Genomic DNA, 13,785 nt, shown 5'->3' with positions numbered 1-13,785 from the left:
TGCGGGCGCACGGTTCCGAACATATGATGAACGAGCGAAACAGTCATTTTTTCGGGGAAGGTGTTGGCATATGGACAACGGCTTGCGTCAAACTTCCATGACGCTCAAGGAAAGGCTCAAACAGCACGTCGGATTCACGGTAGCCGTGGGCGCGAGAGGTTTCTCCAGCGAGCCCGGGCTGCTGCAGCGGGCGGGAAACCAGTTTATGCGCGTAAACGATCAATGGTACGTGCCCTCGTCGCTGCATCAAATCGAGCTGCTCGGCTTTGCGCCGCCGGCCCTGCCGGGCAGCAGCATGTTCGTCCGCACGGTGTACCGCGGTTCGTTCTCCGCCAAGCTGCTGCGCACCGGAGCCGATTTTATCGAGGTGCACGTGCCGAAGCGGGAAGGCCATGAATGGCTGCTGATCCCGATGAATAAAGTGATCGGCATGGAACCGGCATAACGTCGGTCGACAACCGGCGATCAAGCAATTGGCTCTTCCCGTCCGGCCGTTTTTCTGCTTAAATAACGAAGTACGATATCGCGGACGGGTAGCGGGGGCATGGGAAATGGTGGTTTGGGCAATCGGGTTGTTTGCGGTAACGATGACGCTGGTCATTTGGCAGCCGCGCGGGTTATCCGTCGGCTGGCCGGCGGCGGCGGGAGCGGCGCTTGCGCTCGTTTCGGGCTTGGTGGCGGTAGCCGATGCCCTGGAAGTGACACGGATCGTCTGGAACGCGACGCTGACGCTGATCGCGATCATCGTTTATTCGTACGTGCTCGATGCGGTCGGTTTTTTCGAATGGGCGGCGCTGCATATGATGCGGATTGCCCGCGGCAGCGGCACCCGGCTGTTCGTGTACGTCACGCTGCTCGGCGCCGTCGTCTCCTGTCTGTTCAGCAATGACGGCGCGGTGCTCATTCTGACGCCGATTCTGCTGGCCAAAGTGCGCGAGCTCAAGCTTCCGGAGAAAATGATTGTGCCCTTCGTCATGGCCGGCGGCTTCATTGCCGACGCCGGTTCCATGCCGCTTGTCGTCAGCAATCTCGTCAATATCATTTCGGCCGATTATTTCGGGATCGGTTTCGGCGATTATGCGCTGCGCATGCTGCTGCCTTACGCGGCGTCGGTGGCGGCCAGCGTGCTGATGCTGCTGCTCCTGTACCGGCGCGATATTCCGCGTTCCTACGACACGGCCCAGCTGAAGTCCCCGGCGATGGCCATCCGTCACCGCGGCTTGTTTGCGATGTCCTGGGCCATTCTGGGCGTGCTGCTGCTCGGCTTTCTGTTCGCGGACAAGCTGTCGGTGCCGATCTGCGCCGTCGCCGGACTCGCCGCCGCCGCGTTTCTCGCGGCCGCCGGGCGCACCGGCGTCGTTTCGGCCCGCGGCGTGCTGCGCGAAGCGCCGTGGACGGTCGTCATCTTTTCGATCGGGATGTATGTCGTGGTTTACGGGCTGCGCAATGCGGGGCTGACGGACGTCCTGGGAAGCGTCATCGAACGGCTGTCGCAGGAGGGGTTGTGGTGGGCGACGATCGGCATGGGTTTCCTGTCCGCCGGGTTGTCTTCGGTCATGAACAACCTCCCTTCCGTCATGATCGGCGCGCTTGCGATCGACGGCACGAACGCGCTCGGAACGATGAAGGAAGCGCTCGTCTACGCCAATGTCATCGGCAACGACCTCGGGCCGAAAATGACGCCAATCGGCTCGCTGGCCACCTTGCTCTGGCTGCATCAGCTATCGCGGAAAGGCGTGCGCATCGGTTGGGGCTATTACTTCAAAATCGGGATCGCGCTGACGATCCCGACCTTGCTCGTGACACTGGCCGCGCTTTATGCGGTGCTGCGCTGGAGCTAACGCGGCCGCCCGGCCTTACACGACCGGAATCGGATTCGCCCAGGCAAAATCCGGGTCCGGCTGCGCCGCATCCTTGTACGTGCTGATGAGCGCCCAGCGGTCCTTGCCGCTCACGTTCGGATACGACGCGTGAATCGTCAAGTCGTGGAAGATGACCGCCGTGCCGACTTTCGCCGGAATCGCAACCGCCTTGCTTTCGTCGATATCCTCCTGCTGCAGCCGACTGGAGAAGCCTTCGCGGCTATCGGCATGCTTCGCATGGCTGACGACCGTTTTATGCGAGCCGGGAATGATCCGCAGACAGCCGTTCTGCTCGGTCGCTTCGTCGAGTGCGATCCAGACCGACACTTTATGGCTTCCTTCCCAATACATCCAATCCTGGTGCCAGGGGGAAGCGAAGTCTTTTTTGGCGTCTTTGGCGACGACCTTGTCCGACAAAAACAGCACGCGATCCCCCATGACCTCCTTCAGCACCGCTGCAAGCCGCGCGTCGACGGCCATTTGCCGGAACAGCCCGCTCTTCTTCGCCAACCCGACGAACACGCCGTGCGTCGCATAGCTGCCCGCTTTGCCTTCCTGCTCCTCTTGCGCGACGATGCGCCCGATTTCGGCTTTGCACGCCGCCATTTCCGCTTCGCTGAACATCGATTCGACGACGATATAACCGTCCCTGTCGTACTGTTGTGCCAATGATTCCATGATGTGTCCTTCTCCCTCCGCATATGGTGTTCGCTGCCTTGCTTACCTCCATTATGCGGACCGGCGAACCTCGCCGTAAATGCCCCATATGCAACCTGATAGTCAAAAAGGAACTTTCCCACTTGCCCGATTATCGCCAATCAACTAATCTGGTAGAAGAAGAATAGGCGGAAAGGAATGTAGCGGCATGCACATCAATTTTGCCCCGAAGGTTCATCCGTTCCCGCTCCCGCTGATCGCGCTCGACGCCGGCTACATGAAGCTGGCGCACTCCGACTACGAGCCGAACTGCTGGCCGTTCCACCAGTTCGTTTGCTGCTATCAGGGGCACGGAGCTTTTCATACGGATGCGGGCGTTCATCGGCTGTCTCCCGGCACCACGCTGCTGATCAAGCCGGGTTGCCGGCATCGGTATGCAAAGGAAGACGAATCGTGTTATGTGTCGTGGGTTTCGTTCGAAGGGGATTTGATCGCCAAACTGTGTGCGGACAGCGGGATCGGCGAACGTGCCGGCTACGCGGTCATCCAGGACCGGACGCACCCGGCGCTGCACCTGGAGATCATGTCGGTGTTCGAGCAGGCGGACGATCCGTTTGCCTTTGGCCGCCTTTCGGCCATCATCTACCGCATCGCCATCGACTACTTGCTGCAATTGCAGACGAACCCGGCCGCAGGTCGCAGCGCCGACAAACGCGACCCCGCGGACGCGGCGATCGATTGGATGAAGCGGCACCTTCACATTCCCGCCGACATCGCGCTGATGGCGGAAGCGATGGGCATGACGCGCCAACATCTGTGCCGGCTGTTCCGACACAAATTCGGCGTGACGACGAAGGAATATTACACCCGGCTGAAAATCGCCCAAGCGCAAAAAGACCTTGCCGAATTCGAAGGCAAGGCGGTCAAGGATATTGCCGGCAGCCTGGGCTTCGTAAGCGCAAGCCATTTCACCGGCGTCTTCCGGCAGACGACCGGCATGACGCCGGCCGCTTTCCGGGAGTCGCTGAAACGACGGATGTGACAATCGGTCGGCAGGCGCTTGGCAACCGGCAGAACCGCTTATTCGCCGAGCAAGTATTGGTTGAGCAGCGCCTTCAAGCGCTCCTGGCGGCCCGATTCGAGCTTGATCGGGTTGTTCTGCAGCGCATACTGCTCCAGACTGCGCAGCGTTGCGCGGCCGCTCGATATTTCCAGGCCGATGCCTTCGTCAAAGCTGCGGTAGCGGTTCGCGATAAAATCTTCGAAAACGCGGTCTTCGATCAGTTTCGCGGCTACCTTCAACCCCTTGGCATAAGCGTCGATGCCGGCGATGTGCGCCAGGAACAAGTCGTCCGGCTCGAACGAGGCGCGGCGCACTTTGGCGTCGAAGTTGATGCCGCCGCGGCCGATGCCGCCGTTCTGCAGCACTTCGTACATCGTCAGCGTTGTATCGTACAGGTTGGTCGGGAACTCGTCGGTATCCCAGCCGAGCAGCATGTCGCCCTGATTCGCGTCGAGCGAGCCGAGCATGCCTTGAATGCGCGCGACGCGCATGTCGTGCTCGAACGTGTGCCCGGCGAGCGTGGCATGGTTCGCTTCGAGGTTCAGCTTGAAGTGATCCTTCAAGCCGTACGTTTGCAGGAACGAAATCGTCGTCGCCGCGTCGAAATCGTACTGGTGCTTCGTCGGCTCCTTCGGTTTCGGCTCGATCAGGAACTGGGCGTCGAAGCCGATTTCTTTGGCGTAGTCGACGGCCATATGGAACATATGCGCCAGATTGTCGAGTTCGCGCAACAAGTCGGTGTTCAGCAGCGTTTCGTAGCCTTCGCGGCCGCCCCAGAACACGTAGTTTTCGGCGCCGAGCTCCTTGCCGACTTCCAGCCCTTTCTTCACCTGCGCCGCGGCGTATGCGTACACGTCGGCGCTGCATGTCGTGGCGGCGCCGTGCAGGAAGCGCGGGTTCGTGAACATGTTGGCCGTGTTCCACAGCAGCTTTTTGCCGCTCGATTGCATGTATTCTTTAATCATCGCCACGATGGTGTCGAGGTTCTTGTTCGTTTCCTGCAGCGTGTCGCCTTCCGGCGCGATATCGCGATCGTGGAAACAGAAGAACGGCAGTCCCAGCTTCTCAAGAAACTCGAAGTTCGCTTCCACCCGCGCCTTGGCGAGATCCAGGCCGGAGTAGCGATCCCAGCCGCGCTGCATCGTGCCCGCGCCGAACGGGTCCGAACCGTTGCCGACGAACGTGTGCCAATAGGCGACGGCGAAGCGGAAATGCTCCTCCATCGTTTTGCCGGCCACAACCTCCTGCGGGTTGTAGTGGCGGAACGCAAACGGATTGCGGGAAGCGCTTCCTTCATATGCAACGGCAGAAACATTCGCAAAATAGGCCATTATCTCATTCCTCTCCGATATCGATTCGGTTTCATTTTATCATGGCGCCTGCACTTTGTCTATCGAATAAACAAAGTGGCGAAAAAGCGTCCGCGAGCGGATGCTCCCGGACGAACGTCTCCTTTTTTCAGGAGAATCCTTGCAACAATACGCCCCAGCACAAGGAATTAATTAAAAACGTCACCGCCGCGCCGATCATCAGTCCGTATACGAACGTCCTCTTTTTGTCCCATTGCCGAATGCACACCGGAACGACGTACACAAGCTGCACAACTCCGATTGCGGCAACCAGCACTGCGCCGACACCGGTAAGCACCAGTACGACGCTCAAGGCAATATTGATGCCGATCGCCGTAAAAAAACCTCCGATCGCCGCACCCATCCGCTCCGCCTCCTTCTATCTCGAGATTTCTTCCTGCAGCTGCCGCAGCAGCAACTCTTTGTCGTCCCGATAAAACATGTTGTACGTATCGAACGGAATGATGCGGCCGTCCGGGTGCGCGATGTGCACGCACGATTTTTTAACGGACCGGACGTCGAAAATTTGCGCGTCGAGAAATTGCATGATGATGACGCGAAACACATTGTCATAGCTGACGGCAGGCGGAGCGGCGATCATCGGCAGGCAGCAGAGCAGGCTCTTCAGCGACAGCGCGGACGTAATCGGAGAATGGGCGGTCGAAAACAGCTCGAACAGCTTATCCTTCAGCGTTTCGTCTCGCTCGAACACGATCGTGTTGCGTCCTCCCGCAAGCAGAACCGCCGGATCGATCAGACCCGTAAGCGGAACGACATCGTTGCCCAGTTTAAGCGCATACCCCATGGCGAGACAATCGGGATGACACGGTACGGGAATGATGTCCTCGGCGCGAAACACGCCCGATTGGTCAATAATGCCCTGGCGCACTTCGCTGAGCGTCAATCGGTCTTTTGCCGGATCGAACTGCTCCAGCCGGCCGGCCGCCTGAATCGGCTGGAACGTTACGCCGCGCACGGCGCGCTGCTTCAGTCCGTACTGGATGACGCGGCCGATTTCGCCGTCGTTCAGCCCTTTCTTCAGAGTCACGACCAGCGTCGTCGAAATGTTGAACTCGTTCAGATGAGCCAGCGCCCGCTCGCGGATTGACCGCAAATCGGCGCCGCGCAGCTCCGTCAGCGCTTCCTTCTCGAAGCTGTCGAACTGCAAATACAGCTCGAAGCCGGGGATATATCCGGCCAATCGCCGCGCGAATTCGCGGTCATTGGCGACCCGGATCCCGTTCGTATTGACCATCAGATGCTTGATCGGCTTGCGCTTGGCCAGATCGAGGATATCGAAAAACTGCGGATGCGTCGTTGGCTCTCCTCCGCTGATCTGGACGATGTCGGGCTCGCCTTCATTGCGGACGATCGCGTCCAGCATGCGTTCGATCTCAGCAAGCGTTCGATGCCGCGTTCTTTGCGGCGACGATTCGGCGTAGCAGATCGGGCACTGCAGGTTGCAATGCTCCGTCACCTCGACGAGCGTCAGGCAGCTGTGCTGCTCGTGATCGGGACAGAGGCCGCAGTCGTACGGACAGCCGTACTTGATCGGCGTGTTCCAGCGCAGCGGCATTTCCGCCGGCTTCAGAAACTCGCGACACCGCTTGTAATATTCGACGTCGGTGGAAAGCAGCACTTTTTCGGGTCCGTGCGCGAAGCAGCGCTTCAACATGTATACCCGCCCGTCTTCGATGACGATTTTGGCTTCCACCTTGCGCAGACATGTCGTGCATACGCTGTTTGTCAGCTCGTAAAACAAATATGGCCGGTTGCCGGGCATACGCCATCGCCTCCTTGTGGCCGGATCAGATTGCGGTTTCGTTGTTCGGGCGAATCGCCGCGCCCCGCCGCGGCCAACGCGCTACGACCCACGCGTAATAGAGCAGTCCGAGCAGACAGGCGACCTGTACATTGTTCAGGCCGGCGTAGGGATGGACGGTGGGCTTCATAAAATCGATGGCAAACCGGAAGATCAGGTAGCCGATCATAAACAGCTGGAATCGCGCTCCGCTTGGCGCGCCTCGCAGCGGCGCTACCGCTCCCCGCTTCATCGCATAAAGCGCGGCTGCGATTAGCCACAGGGCAACGATTTCATACAGCTGCGCCGGGCGACGTGGCACGCCGTCGCCAAAATCGACGCCTACCGGCCATGAGGTCGGCGTTCCGTACGTGTGATCGCCGAGTCCGGTTAAAAAGCATCCGATCCGGCCGATCGACATGCCGACGATGAGCGGCAGGGCAAAATCGTCGCCGGTCGAGCGCGTCCAGCCCACCAGCTTCTTCGTCCATTCGACGCCGATCAGCCCGCCCAGCAATCCGCCTACGATCGTTTTGCCGCCGAGCATATAAGCGAGATCGTGCCACCGTGCCAGCGTCGCTTCAGGATCCTCAAACCAGTATAGCAGCTTCGATCCGATCGCGGCGCCGATTGCGGCGCCGGCCAGCACGGCGATTCCTTTTTCGACCGGCATGGCGCCTTTGGTGCGTGTCCACAGGTATACCCGAAAGCCAATGAAATAGGCGAGCGCTTCGAACAACGGGTGCGGGTGAAGCCGCAAGGCTCCAATCTGGAGAAATAAGGGAAATGTCATCGCGCTTCCTTTCCGCCGACGTCCGGCTTGAAAACGCAAACTTCTGGCAATATTGTACTGCACGGACCGAGCGGAGGACAATGCATATTTGCAAGCGGACGGGATGGCGCAATCTTGTGCAGATCCGGCGGAATATGTACAATGGGGAAATGAGCCTTTCATTCGAACAAGCTGGAGGTCTTTTCTTATGATTATCAAACCTCGTATCCGGGGCTTTATTTGCACGACGGCCCATCCGGTCGGTTGTGCGCAACATGTGCAGCAGCAAATCGATTACGTACGCAGCCAGCCTGCGGTGAACGGCACGCGCAAAGCGCTCATCATCGGCGCCTCCACCGGCTTCGGCCTGTCGTCGCGCATCGCCGCCGCCTTCGGCTCGGGCGCCGACACGATCGGCGTCTTCTTCGAGCGCCCGGCCGCAGAAGACCGCACCGGCACCGCCGGCTGGTACAACACCGCCGCTTTCACCGACGCCGCGCGCGCGGCCGGCCGCATCGCCATCAATGTGAACGGCGACGCCTTCTCCGACGAAATCAAGGAGCAGACGATCTCGCTCATCCGCGAGCAGCTCGGTCAAGTCGACCTTGTCGTCTACAGCATCGCATCGCCCCGGCGCACTCATCCGAAGACGGGCGAAACGTTTAATTCGGTCATCAAACCGATCGGCGCGGCGTTCACGAACAAGTCGGTGAACACGACGAGCGGCGAAGTGACGACCGTTGCGATCGAGCCGGCGACGGACGAGGAAATCAATCACACAATCGAAGTGATGGGCGGCGAAGACTGGGCAATGTGGATCGACGCGCTCTCCGCGGCTGGCGTGCTTGCCGACAACGCCACGACGGTCGCCTACTCGTACATCGGGCCGGAAGTGACGAAACAAATTTACCGCTCCGGCACGATCGGCAAAGCGAAGGAGCACCTCGAGGCAACGGCGCACGAGCTGAACAAGAAGCTTGCCGTTTCCGGCGGACGCGCTTACGTGTCGGTCAACAAGGCGCTCGTCACGCAAGCGAGCTCGGCGATTCCGGTCGTGCCGCTGTACATTTCGATCCTTTACAAGATCATGAAAGAAAAAAATATTCACGAAGGCACGATCGAACAAATGTATCGGCTGCTGGCAGACCGCGTGTACGCAAGCGGCGGCACGCCGGTCGACGAAGAAAACCGCATCCGCATCGACGACTGGGAAATGCGCGATGACGTGCAGCGCGAAGTGACGGCGCTCTGGGGATCGCTGTCGACGGAGACGCTTGCCGCACAGTCGGACATCGAAGGCTACCGCGCCGAGTTCCTGCGCCTGTTCGGCTTCGGGTTGGAAGGCGTCGATTACGAAGCCGACGTCGACGCAAACGTGCAATTGCCGTAAGGAACGGGCAACCGTACCGCAGCCTGCGATAAAAAGCCTCCAATCCGCCGAAACAGCGGCTTTGGAGGCTTTTATTTCAGATGAAAACAGCTGCTTCGAAGCCTGAAATCTGCGAGGCGCACGAAATTATAGGCGAAAAATCATCTATAATAAAGGGTGGACCTGCCAATTCCAGCGATTATATGCGAAATTTCATACATAATTCGTGATATTAGCATCTTTTTCGAAATTATAGGCGAAAAATCATCTATAATCTCTGCAGCCATCCGTTCTCGCCAATCGATCCACAGTTAATCGACAGCCTCAAAAAATGGCTTATATGCGAAAGGCGATCTGATTAGGGCAACCGGAGCAGGCGGCGGGACGAATCGAGCGTTTGGGAAACGTTCCTTAATCCTGTTCATGCTGCGACGCAGCGCCTTCCTCCCATGCCCGCCATTTGCTGACCGTCGGCACAAAATCGTTGGCGCCGAACCGGAACGTCGAGCGAAGCGGGGCGGCAAATCGTTCGCGGCCGCGGAAGGTCAAGCCGCTTCCGTTAACGAAGCCGTAGACGCCGTCCTCCGCCGCATAGGCAAAATCGGCGTCCGTCATGATGCCGTCCCCGCCGTTGCCGCTGCTGCCCCCGCTATCCCCACCTCCATCGCCGTAGACGATCGTGCCCGACTCCCGCGTGAATTGCGGCCCGCCGGCAAAAATCGGCGCGCCGATCCCACTGCCGAGATCGAGCTTGTAAGCCAAATGCAGCGGCGGTGCACCGTCAGCGCCGTCGTACCGCAGCGCCAGGGCGTCGCCTGCGGCGGGAGCGTGCGTAACGATCACCCGGCCGACATGCCCCTCGGCCGGCTTCGAGCGCGCATAGGGAGTCAATACAGTGACGAAGGTGGAACGATCACCCGGCTGGAAACGTTTCGTTTCCGCTTCGTACAGCATAACGCCGTCGCCGTAATTGCGGCGAATGTGCTCGCTGCCGATGACGCGGCCCGCCGCCAGCGGAAACTCGACCAACAACGCCAGTTCGTCCGCATTAACGTACGGATTCCTGCAGCCGATCCCGCGGTGGACGAACGGCACGCGGGTCGCAAATCCGCCCGCCCCCGCCGCCTCCGCCCGGCCGGTATGCCAGACGTTCGCCGTCGTCATATGGCCGTCCGCCTGCGCCAATACGGTATCAACCACGAGAAATACACCTGCTTGCTTCAAATAAGTGATCATCCGGTCCCATACCAGCTTCCGGCCTTCGTCGTACAGCCGCGTACGGGCGTAATCGAGCGGGGCGAAGCGGCGGAAGTGCAGTTTTTCCGTGCGCACCCGGCGATAGCGGCCGTCGTCGTGCAGCGCGTCGTACACCGCGCCCGCCCGCAGCGGCGCCGCGCGCTCTCCGTCGCGAAACACGAGCCGGTTATGGTACAGGTCGGCGCGGTATTTGCCGTTCGGCACCTGCTCGCGGTAACCGCCGTCATACAGCAGTATCGTACGCTTCGCCGCCAGAAACAGCACCGCGTTCTCGTCGCTGTGCCCGTGATGCATCTTTTCCGCCGGTACAGGCAATGTCGTGCGCAGGTTGTCGCGGGCAACAAGCGCATAGTCGCCTTCGTCGCGGTAATTAAACAGCAAATACGTCTCGTCCTCGCGCCTGCCTGCGCTTTCGCTCTCACCATCGCCTTCGCCGCCGCCGCGGAAGACGATCTTTTTGCCGACGAGGTCCTCCAGCAGTTCCCCGCTGCCGCCTTGCGGACGCTCCGGCGGCACCGTGTCGTCCGCCCAGTCGCAAGCGAGCGCAAGATAAGCGGCAATGCTGGGCGAAACCGGCTGATCGGCGAGGCCGAAGGCAGCGATGCGGGCCGCCGCGTCCTTCATCAGGCCGCACTTGTAAACGGCCGCGCCTTTCTCCAGACACGCCAGCCATATATGCCAGTTCGTATTGAAATTGGCATCGCCAAAATCGGGAATCTGCCCGTAGCCGGTCGCCAGCCCGGCGACAAAATCGAAATAATATTTTGTCTGCGGCATGCGAAAATAGGCCGGCTCGCGGCCGGTGTGGACGCTGTACTCGATACACGACACGAGCCAGAACGGCAAGTAGGACTGCGCGTCCTCGATCGACCAGCCGCCCCATGACTCCTCCGCCAACACGTCGCGCATGTGCGCCCACCCGTTAAGCGTGCGCCGCCACTCCTCCCCTTCCCGGCCGGCCAACGCGCGAACGGCCAGCGCCAACGCCCAAACGCGCAGCATCGAGCGGTTGTGCGCGCCCCATTCCGGAAAATGCAGCGTACACGCAATCGAGCCGCGAATCGTCTCGGCGATGGCGTCCTCGTCCGCCTCCCCGAGCACTTCGCTGCCCTGGATCGCCAAATAGCCGTGGATGTAAAACGGCAATTGGAAGCATGCTTCCAGCGCGGGAATACCCGCCGCATATTCGGGATGGCGGGCGATCACCTCCGGTGGCACGATCGCACGATAATCGCCCACGCCGAGCAAATGCCGCCGCGCCTGCTCCGCATGCTCCCGCAGGCCGGTAGCGCGATACAGAAACGCTTCGAGCTGCGCCTGCACAACAACTGCGGACGGCGCCGCATACATGCCAAGAAACGTATCCGGACTGTAGCTGCGGCGCCACGCCGCGACTTTCTCCTCCAGCTCCGAGCGGCCAAGCGCGGCCGCCTGGGCGACATAAGCCTGGTAATCCGCCTTCCGCACGACATCCCCTCCAATCGGTTGGAAGCCGCCCGCTCCCGAACGGGAACGAACGGCTTCGCGATCACCCGGCACTGCGCCGGTTACACTTCCTGCCAGTCGTCGTCACTATGCTTCCCGAGCCCCGATCTTTTGCAAAGCTACCAATCAATCCCCTGACCGCGTACAACCGGCATCGTGTCAGGATCGAATTTCCGGTCGCTGTCCAGCGGCTTCGCCAGCCCGTCCATGTAGTGGATCGCCAGCGCCCGACGATGCCTGTCGCTCGTATTCGGCAGTGTACGATGCGGCGCAAGTCCGTGATGAAACATGCATTGCCCCGCCTTCAGTTCGACGGGCACTGCTGCAGAATCGTCCAGAGCGACGATTTTTTTGCCGCCTGCTTCCCGGTCGTCCTCATGCTCCAGCATCGACCGGTGCAGCCCCGGCACGACCCACATGCAGCCATTGTCGACCGTCGCGTCATCGAGCGCCAGCCAGCAGCTGACAACGGCATCCTCCTTGTCGACTTGGAAATAGAAATCGTCCTGATGCCAGCTAATAATTCCCCCCGTATGAGGAGGTTTGTACAGCCCCTGATACAGAACAACGCGAATGTTCGGGCCGATCAGGCTTTCGACCGTATCCAGCAGCCCGGGGTGACGCATCAGCCGTTCAAAAGCCGGATGCCGGAGATGGGGACTGCGTATCTGGTACACTTCCGTCTGTTTGCCGTCCATGGTCAGTCCGCGCCTGGCACTGTGCAGCCGGTTCTCCTCGCGCATGACGGCGAGCGTCGACATGTAGGCCTCCCGCAGCGTCTCCACCTCTTCGGGAGCGATCATATGGCCATAACGCAAGTATCCATCCCGGTTATATGCATCGATGAGGTCATTCGACAGCATCATGCCGACAGCCCTCCTTTAACCTATTCGAACAAGTCGTCGGTTATATATTTGCCGAGCAGGAAATATTTGCGGTCCGGGTACCACAGCACCCGCTTGCCCTTGTACGTCGTCAAACTCGGATACGTGGCGATTTCGGTCGTTTGCTTCGGACCGACGACCACGCCGTCAGTATCCATCAGCTGCTTTGGCGGCGCGAACCAGACCGGCTGATGCGCGTCCGGCTGGAACGTGCCGACGCTGACGAACGCCGGCCGCCGGTTGTAGTTCGCATCGTACGGGGTATAATCCTCGAGATGCCCGTCGTTGTTGTGAAACAGCAACATATAGCGACCCTCGCCGCCCAGCGGATAAACCGGGCAGGAAGCGATCGGCTGCTTCACCTTCTCGCCGCCGTCGCGATACAGCAGCGGCTCCGGATTAGTCCAGGTGGCGCCGTCGTCTCCCGATACGGCGTACCAGATATGGCCGGTAAACGTGCGCATGACGCAGAACAGCCGGTTGTCGGGCAGCAGCACGATGCTCGGCTCCTGAGCGACGGACACCGAAGGATCGCGCGGCAGCGGCACCTCCAGCCCGTCGCCTTCCTCCGGCAGCCAGGTAATGCGCAAGTCGGCCGGATCGGGCCCTTCGTCGATGTTGTCGAAGCGCATGAACAACGAACGCGTGTCGGTTTCCTGCCAATGGAACCGCGGCTTGCGCACCGCCGGGCTCGTATTCTGCGTATAGCCGGTCACCCACCTGCCCTTGCTGTCGCGGATCGGCTTCTGCCAGACGATCCAGTTGCGCGGTACTGAAGGGTCGGGATGGTCGTTCCGGGTTCTTCCCATCGGAATGTCGCAGCCGGCCGTCCAGGTGCGGCCGTCGTCGTCGGAATACAGGCAGCCCATCGCGCCGCTGACCTGGGTGTGCATGTCATACACGCCGATGTCCTTCGTGTAAAAAATATAGATTCTGCCCTGGTCCGATACGACGGGAAAGCCCCAGCTCGCCTGCCCGCCCTTTTCCCCCGGCTTCGTGCCGACCAGGTACGACGGCTTCGACCAGGTGACGTTGTCGCTGCTGCGGGCCAGCACGAGATGGTTGTCGCCGTGCGCTTCCTTCGAGCTTTGCGTCCATACCGCCAGCAAATCGCCGCCCGGCGATTCGAACACGAGAAAATGCTCGTTGTCGCCGGTATATACATCCTCCTCGGGCACGTAAACGATGATATCGGGGTTGCTGCGCTGCCATTCCGCCTGGGGCTGCGCCGTTGCTCCAGCTTCTGTATGTGCCGCCATGCCGGCCAATCCTCCTTCAGCGCCCGG

Annotated in this window: 12 protein-coding genes; 4 read left to right on the top strand and 8 right to left on the bottom strand. The window is 60.3% G+C overall.

Annotation, left to right across the window (positions count from 1 at the left end; translation table 11 throughout):
* The first annotated feature begins 70 nt into the window (after positions 1 to 70).
* Together EXY20_RS06555 and EXY20_RS06550 are read left to right on the top strand one after the other, a co-directional pair.
* The gene (locus EXY20_RS06555) at positions 71 to 445 is read left to right on the top strand and encodes a hypothetical protein (protein WP_235885384.1); all 375 of its coding nucleotides are present in this window, start codon (positions 71 to 73) and stop codon (positions 443 to 445) included.
* Positions 446 to 551: 106 nt separating this feature from the next.
* Positions 552 to 1,841 (top strand): arsenic transporter, encoded by a 1,290-nt coding sequence (locus tag EXY20_RS06550; protein ID WP_135548914.1) that lies wholly within the window; start codon positions 552 to 554, stop codon positions 1,839 to 1,841.
* Between the two features lie 15 nt (positions 1,842 to 1,856).
* Here the strand turns inward: EXY20_RS06550 and EXY20_RS06545 are convergent, their stop codons facing one another.
* Positions 1,857 to 2,540: a phytanoyl-CoA dioxygenase family protein gene (locus EXY20_RS06545; RefSeq protein ID WP_135548912.1), complete on the bottom strand. Its 684-nt coding sequence runs from the start codon at positions 2,538 to 2,540 to the stop codon at positions 1,857 to 1,859.
* Positions 2,541 to 2,727: 187 nt separating this feature from the next.
* Between EXY20_RS06545 and EXY20_RS06540 the strand changes: the two genes are divergently transcribed.
* On the top strand, positions 2,728 to 3,561 hold the full coding sequence (locus tag EXY20_RS06540; protein ID WP_135548910.1) for an AraC family transcriptional regulator: 834 nt from the start codon (positions 2,728 to 2,730) through the stop codon (positions 3,559 to 3,561).
* Between the two features lie 38 nt (positions 3,562 to 3,599).
* On the opposite strand, the gene xylA is transcribed toward EXY20_RS06540, so the two are convergent.
* From xylA to EXY20_RS06520, 4 genes are all read right to left on the bottom strand, one after another.
* A complete protein-coding gene (gene xylA, locus EXY20_RS06535; protein ID WP_135548908.1) occupies positions 3,600 to 4,913 on the bottom strand; it encodes a xylose isomerase in 1,314 nt (437 codons plus the stop codon).
* A gap of 127 nt (positions 4,914 to 5,040) precedes the next feature.
* Complete coding sequence (locus EXY20_RS06530) at positions 5,041 to 5,295, bottom strand: hypothetical protein (RefSeq protein ID WP_135548906.1); 255 nt, start codon at positions 5,293 to 5,295, stop codon at positions 5,041 to 5,043.
* A gap of 15 nt (positions 5,296 to 5,310) precedes the next feature.
* A complete protein-coding gene (locus EXY20_RS06525) occupies positions 5,311 to 6,714 on the bottom strand; it encodes a radical SAM protein (protein WP_135548904.1) in 1,404 nt (467 codons plus the stop codon).
* 25 nt (positions 6,715 to 6,739) lie between these two features.
* Complete coding sequence (locus EXY20_RS06520; RefSeq protein WP_135548902.1) at positions 6,740 to 7,525, bottom strand: prolipoprotein diacylglyceryl transferase; 786 nt, start codon at positions 7,523 to 7,525, stop codon at positions 6,740 to 6,742.
* A gap of 187 nt (positions 7,526 to 7,712) precedes the next feature.
* Here EXY20_RS06520 and fabV point away from each other — a divergent pair, with 187 nt between their 5' ends.
* A complete protein-coding gene (gene fabV, locus EXY20_RS06515; RefSeq protein WP_135548900.1) occupies positions 7,713 to 8,894 on the top strand; it encodes an enoyl-ACP reductase FabV in 1,182 nt (393 codons plus the stop codon).
* A 390-nt stretch (positions 8,895 to 9,284) separates the two neighbouring features.
* Here the strand turns inward: fabV and EXY20_RS06510 are convergent, their stop codons facing one another.
* The 3 genes from EXY20_RS06510 to EXY20_RS06500 all read right to left on the bottom strand — a co-directional run bounded on the left by EXY20_RS06510 (position 9,285) and on the right by EXY20_RS06500 (position 13,758).
* Complete coding sequence (locus EXY20_RS06510) at positions 9,285 to 11,597, bottom strand: hypothetical protein (protein ID WP_135548897.1); 2,313 nt, start codon at positions 11,595 to 11,597, stop codon at positions 9,285 to 9,287.
* A gap of 137 nt (positions 11,598 to 11,734) precedes the next feature.
* Positions 11,735 to 12,481 (bottom strand): phytanoyl-CoA dioxygenase family protein, encoded by a 747-nt coding sequence (locus tag EXY20_RS06505; protein ID WP_135548895.1) that lies wholly within the window; start codon positions 12,479 to 12,481, stop codon positions 11,735 to 11,737.
* 20 nt (positions 12,482 to 12,501) lie between these two features.
* Entirely contained in the window at positions 12,502 to 13,758 is a 1,257-nt protein-coding gene (locus EXY20_RS06500; protein ID WP_135548893.1) for a sialidase family protein, read from the bottom strand.
* Between the last annotated feature and the right edge of the window lie 27 nt (positions 13,759 to 13,785).

Source organism: Paenibacillus cymbidii (genome assembly GCF_004764705.1).
Classification (GTDB): Bacteria; Bacillota; Bacilli; order Paenibacillales; family NBRC-103111; genus Paenibacillus_AN; species Paenibacillus_AN cymbidii.
This window is presented reverse-complemented; position numbering and strand designations above follow the sequence as displayed.

Coding starts and splice junctions, on each gene's coding strand:
- EXY20_RS06530 (WP_135548906.1), bottom strand. CDS start 5,295: ATGGGTGCGGCGATCGGAGGTTTTTTTACGGCGATCGGCATCAATATT.
- EXY20_RS06545 (WP_135548912.1), bottom strand. CDS start 2,540: ATGGAATCATTGGCACAACAGTACGACAGGGACGGTTATATCGTCGTC.
- EXY20_RS06500 (WP_135548893.1), bottom strand. CDS start 13,758: ATGGCGGCACATACAGAAGCTGGAGCAACGGCGCAGCCCCAGGCGGAA.
- EXY20_RS06540 (WP_135548910.1), top strand. CDS start 2,728: ATGCACATCAATTTTGCCCCGAAGGTTCATCCGTTCCCGCTCCCGCTG.
- EXY20_RS06525 (WP_135548904.1), bottom strand. CDS start 6,714: ATGCCCGGCAACCGGCCATATTTGTTTTACGAGCTGACAAACAGCGTA.
- EXY20_RS06520 (WP_135548902.1), bottom strand. CDS start 7,525: ATGACATTTCCCTTATTTCTCCAGATTGGAGCCTTGCGGCTTCACCCG.
- xylA (WP_135548908.1), bottom strand. CDS start 4,913: ATGGCCTATTTTGCGAATGTTTCTGCCGTTGCATATGAAGGAAGCGCT.
- fabV (WP_135548900.1), top strand. CDS start 7,713: ATGATTATCAAACCTCGTATCCGGGGCTTTATTTGCACGACGGCCCAT.
- EXY20_RS06505 (WP_135548895.1), bottom strand. CDS start 12,481: ATGATGCTGTCGAATGACCTCATCGATGCATATAACCGGGATGGATAC.
- EXY20_RS06550 (WP_135548914.1), top strand. CDS start 552: ATGGTGGTTTGGGCAATCGGGTTGTTTGCGGTAACGATGACGCTGGTC.
- EXY20_RS06555 (WP_235885384.1), top strand. CDS start 71: ATGGACAACGGCTTGCGTCAAACTTCCATGACGCTCAAGGAAAGGCTC.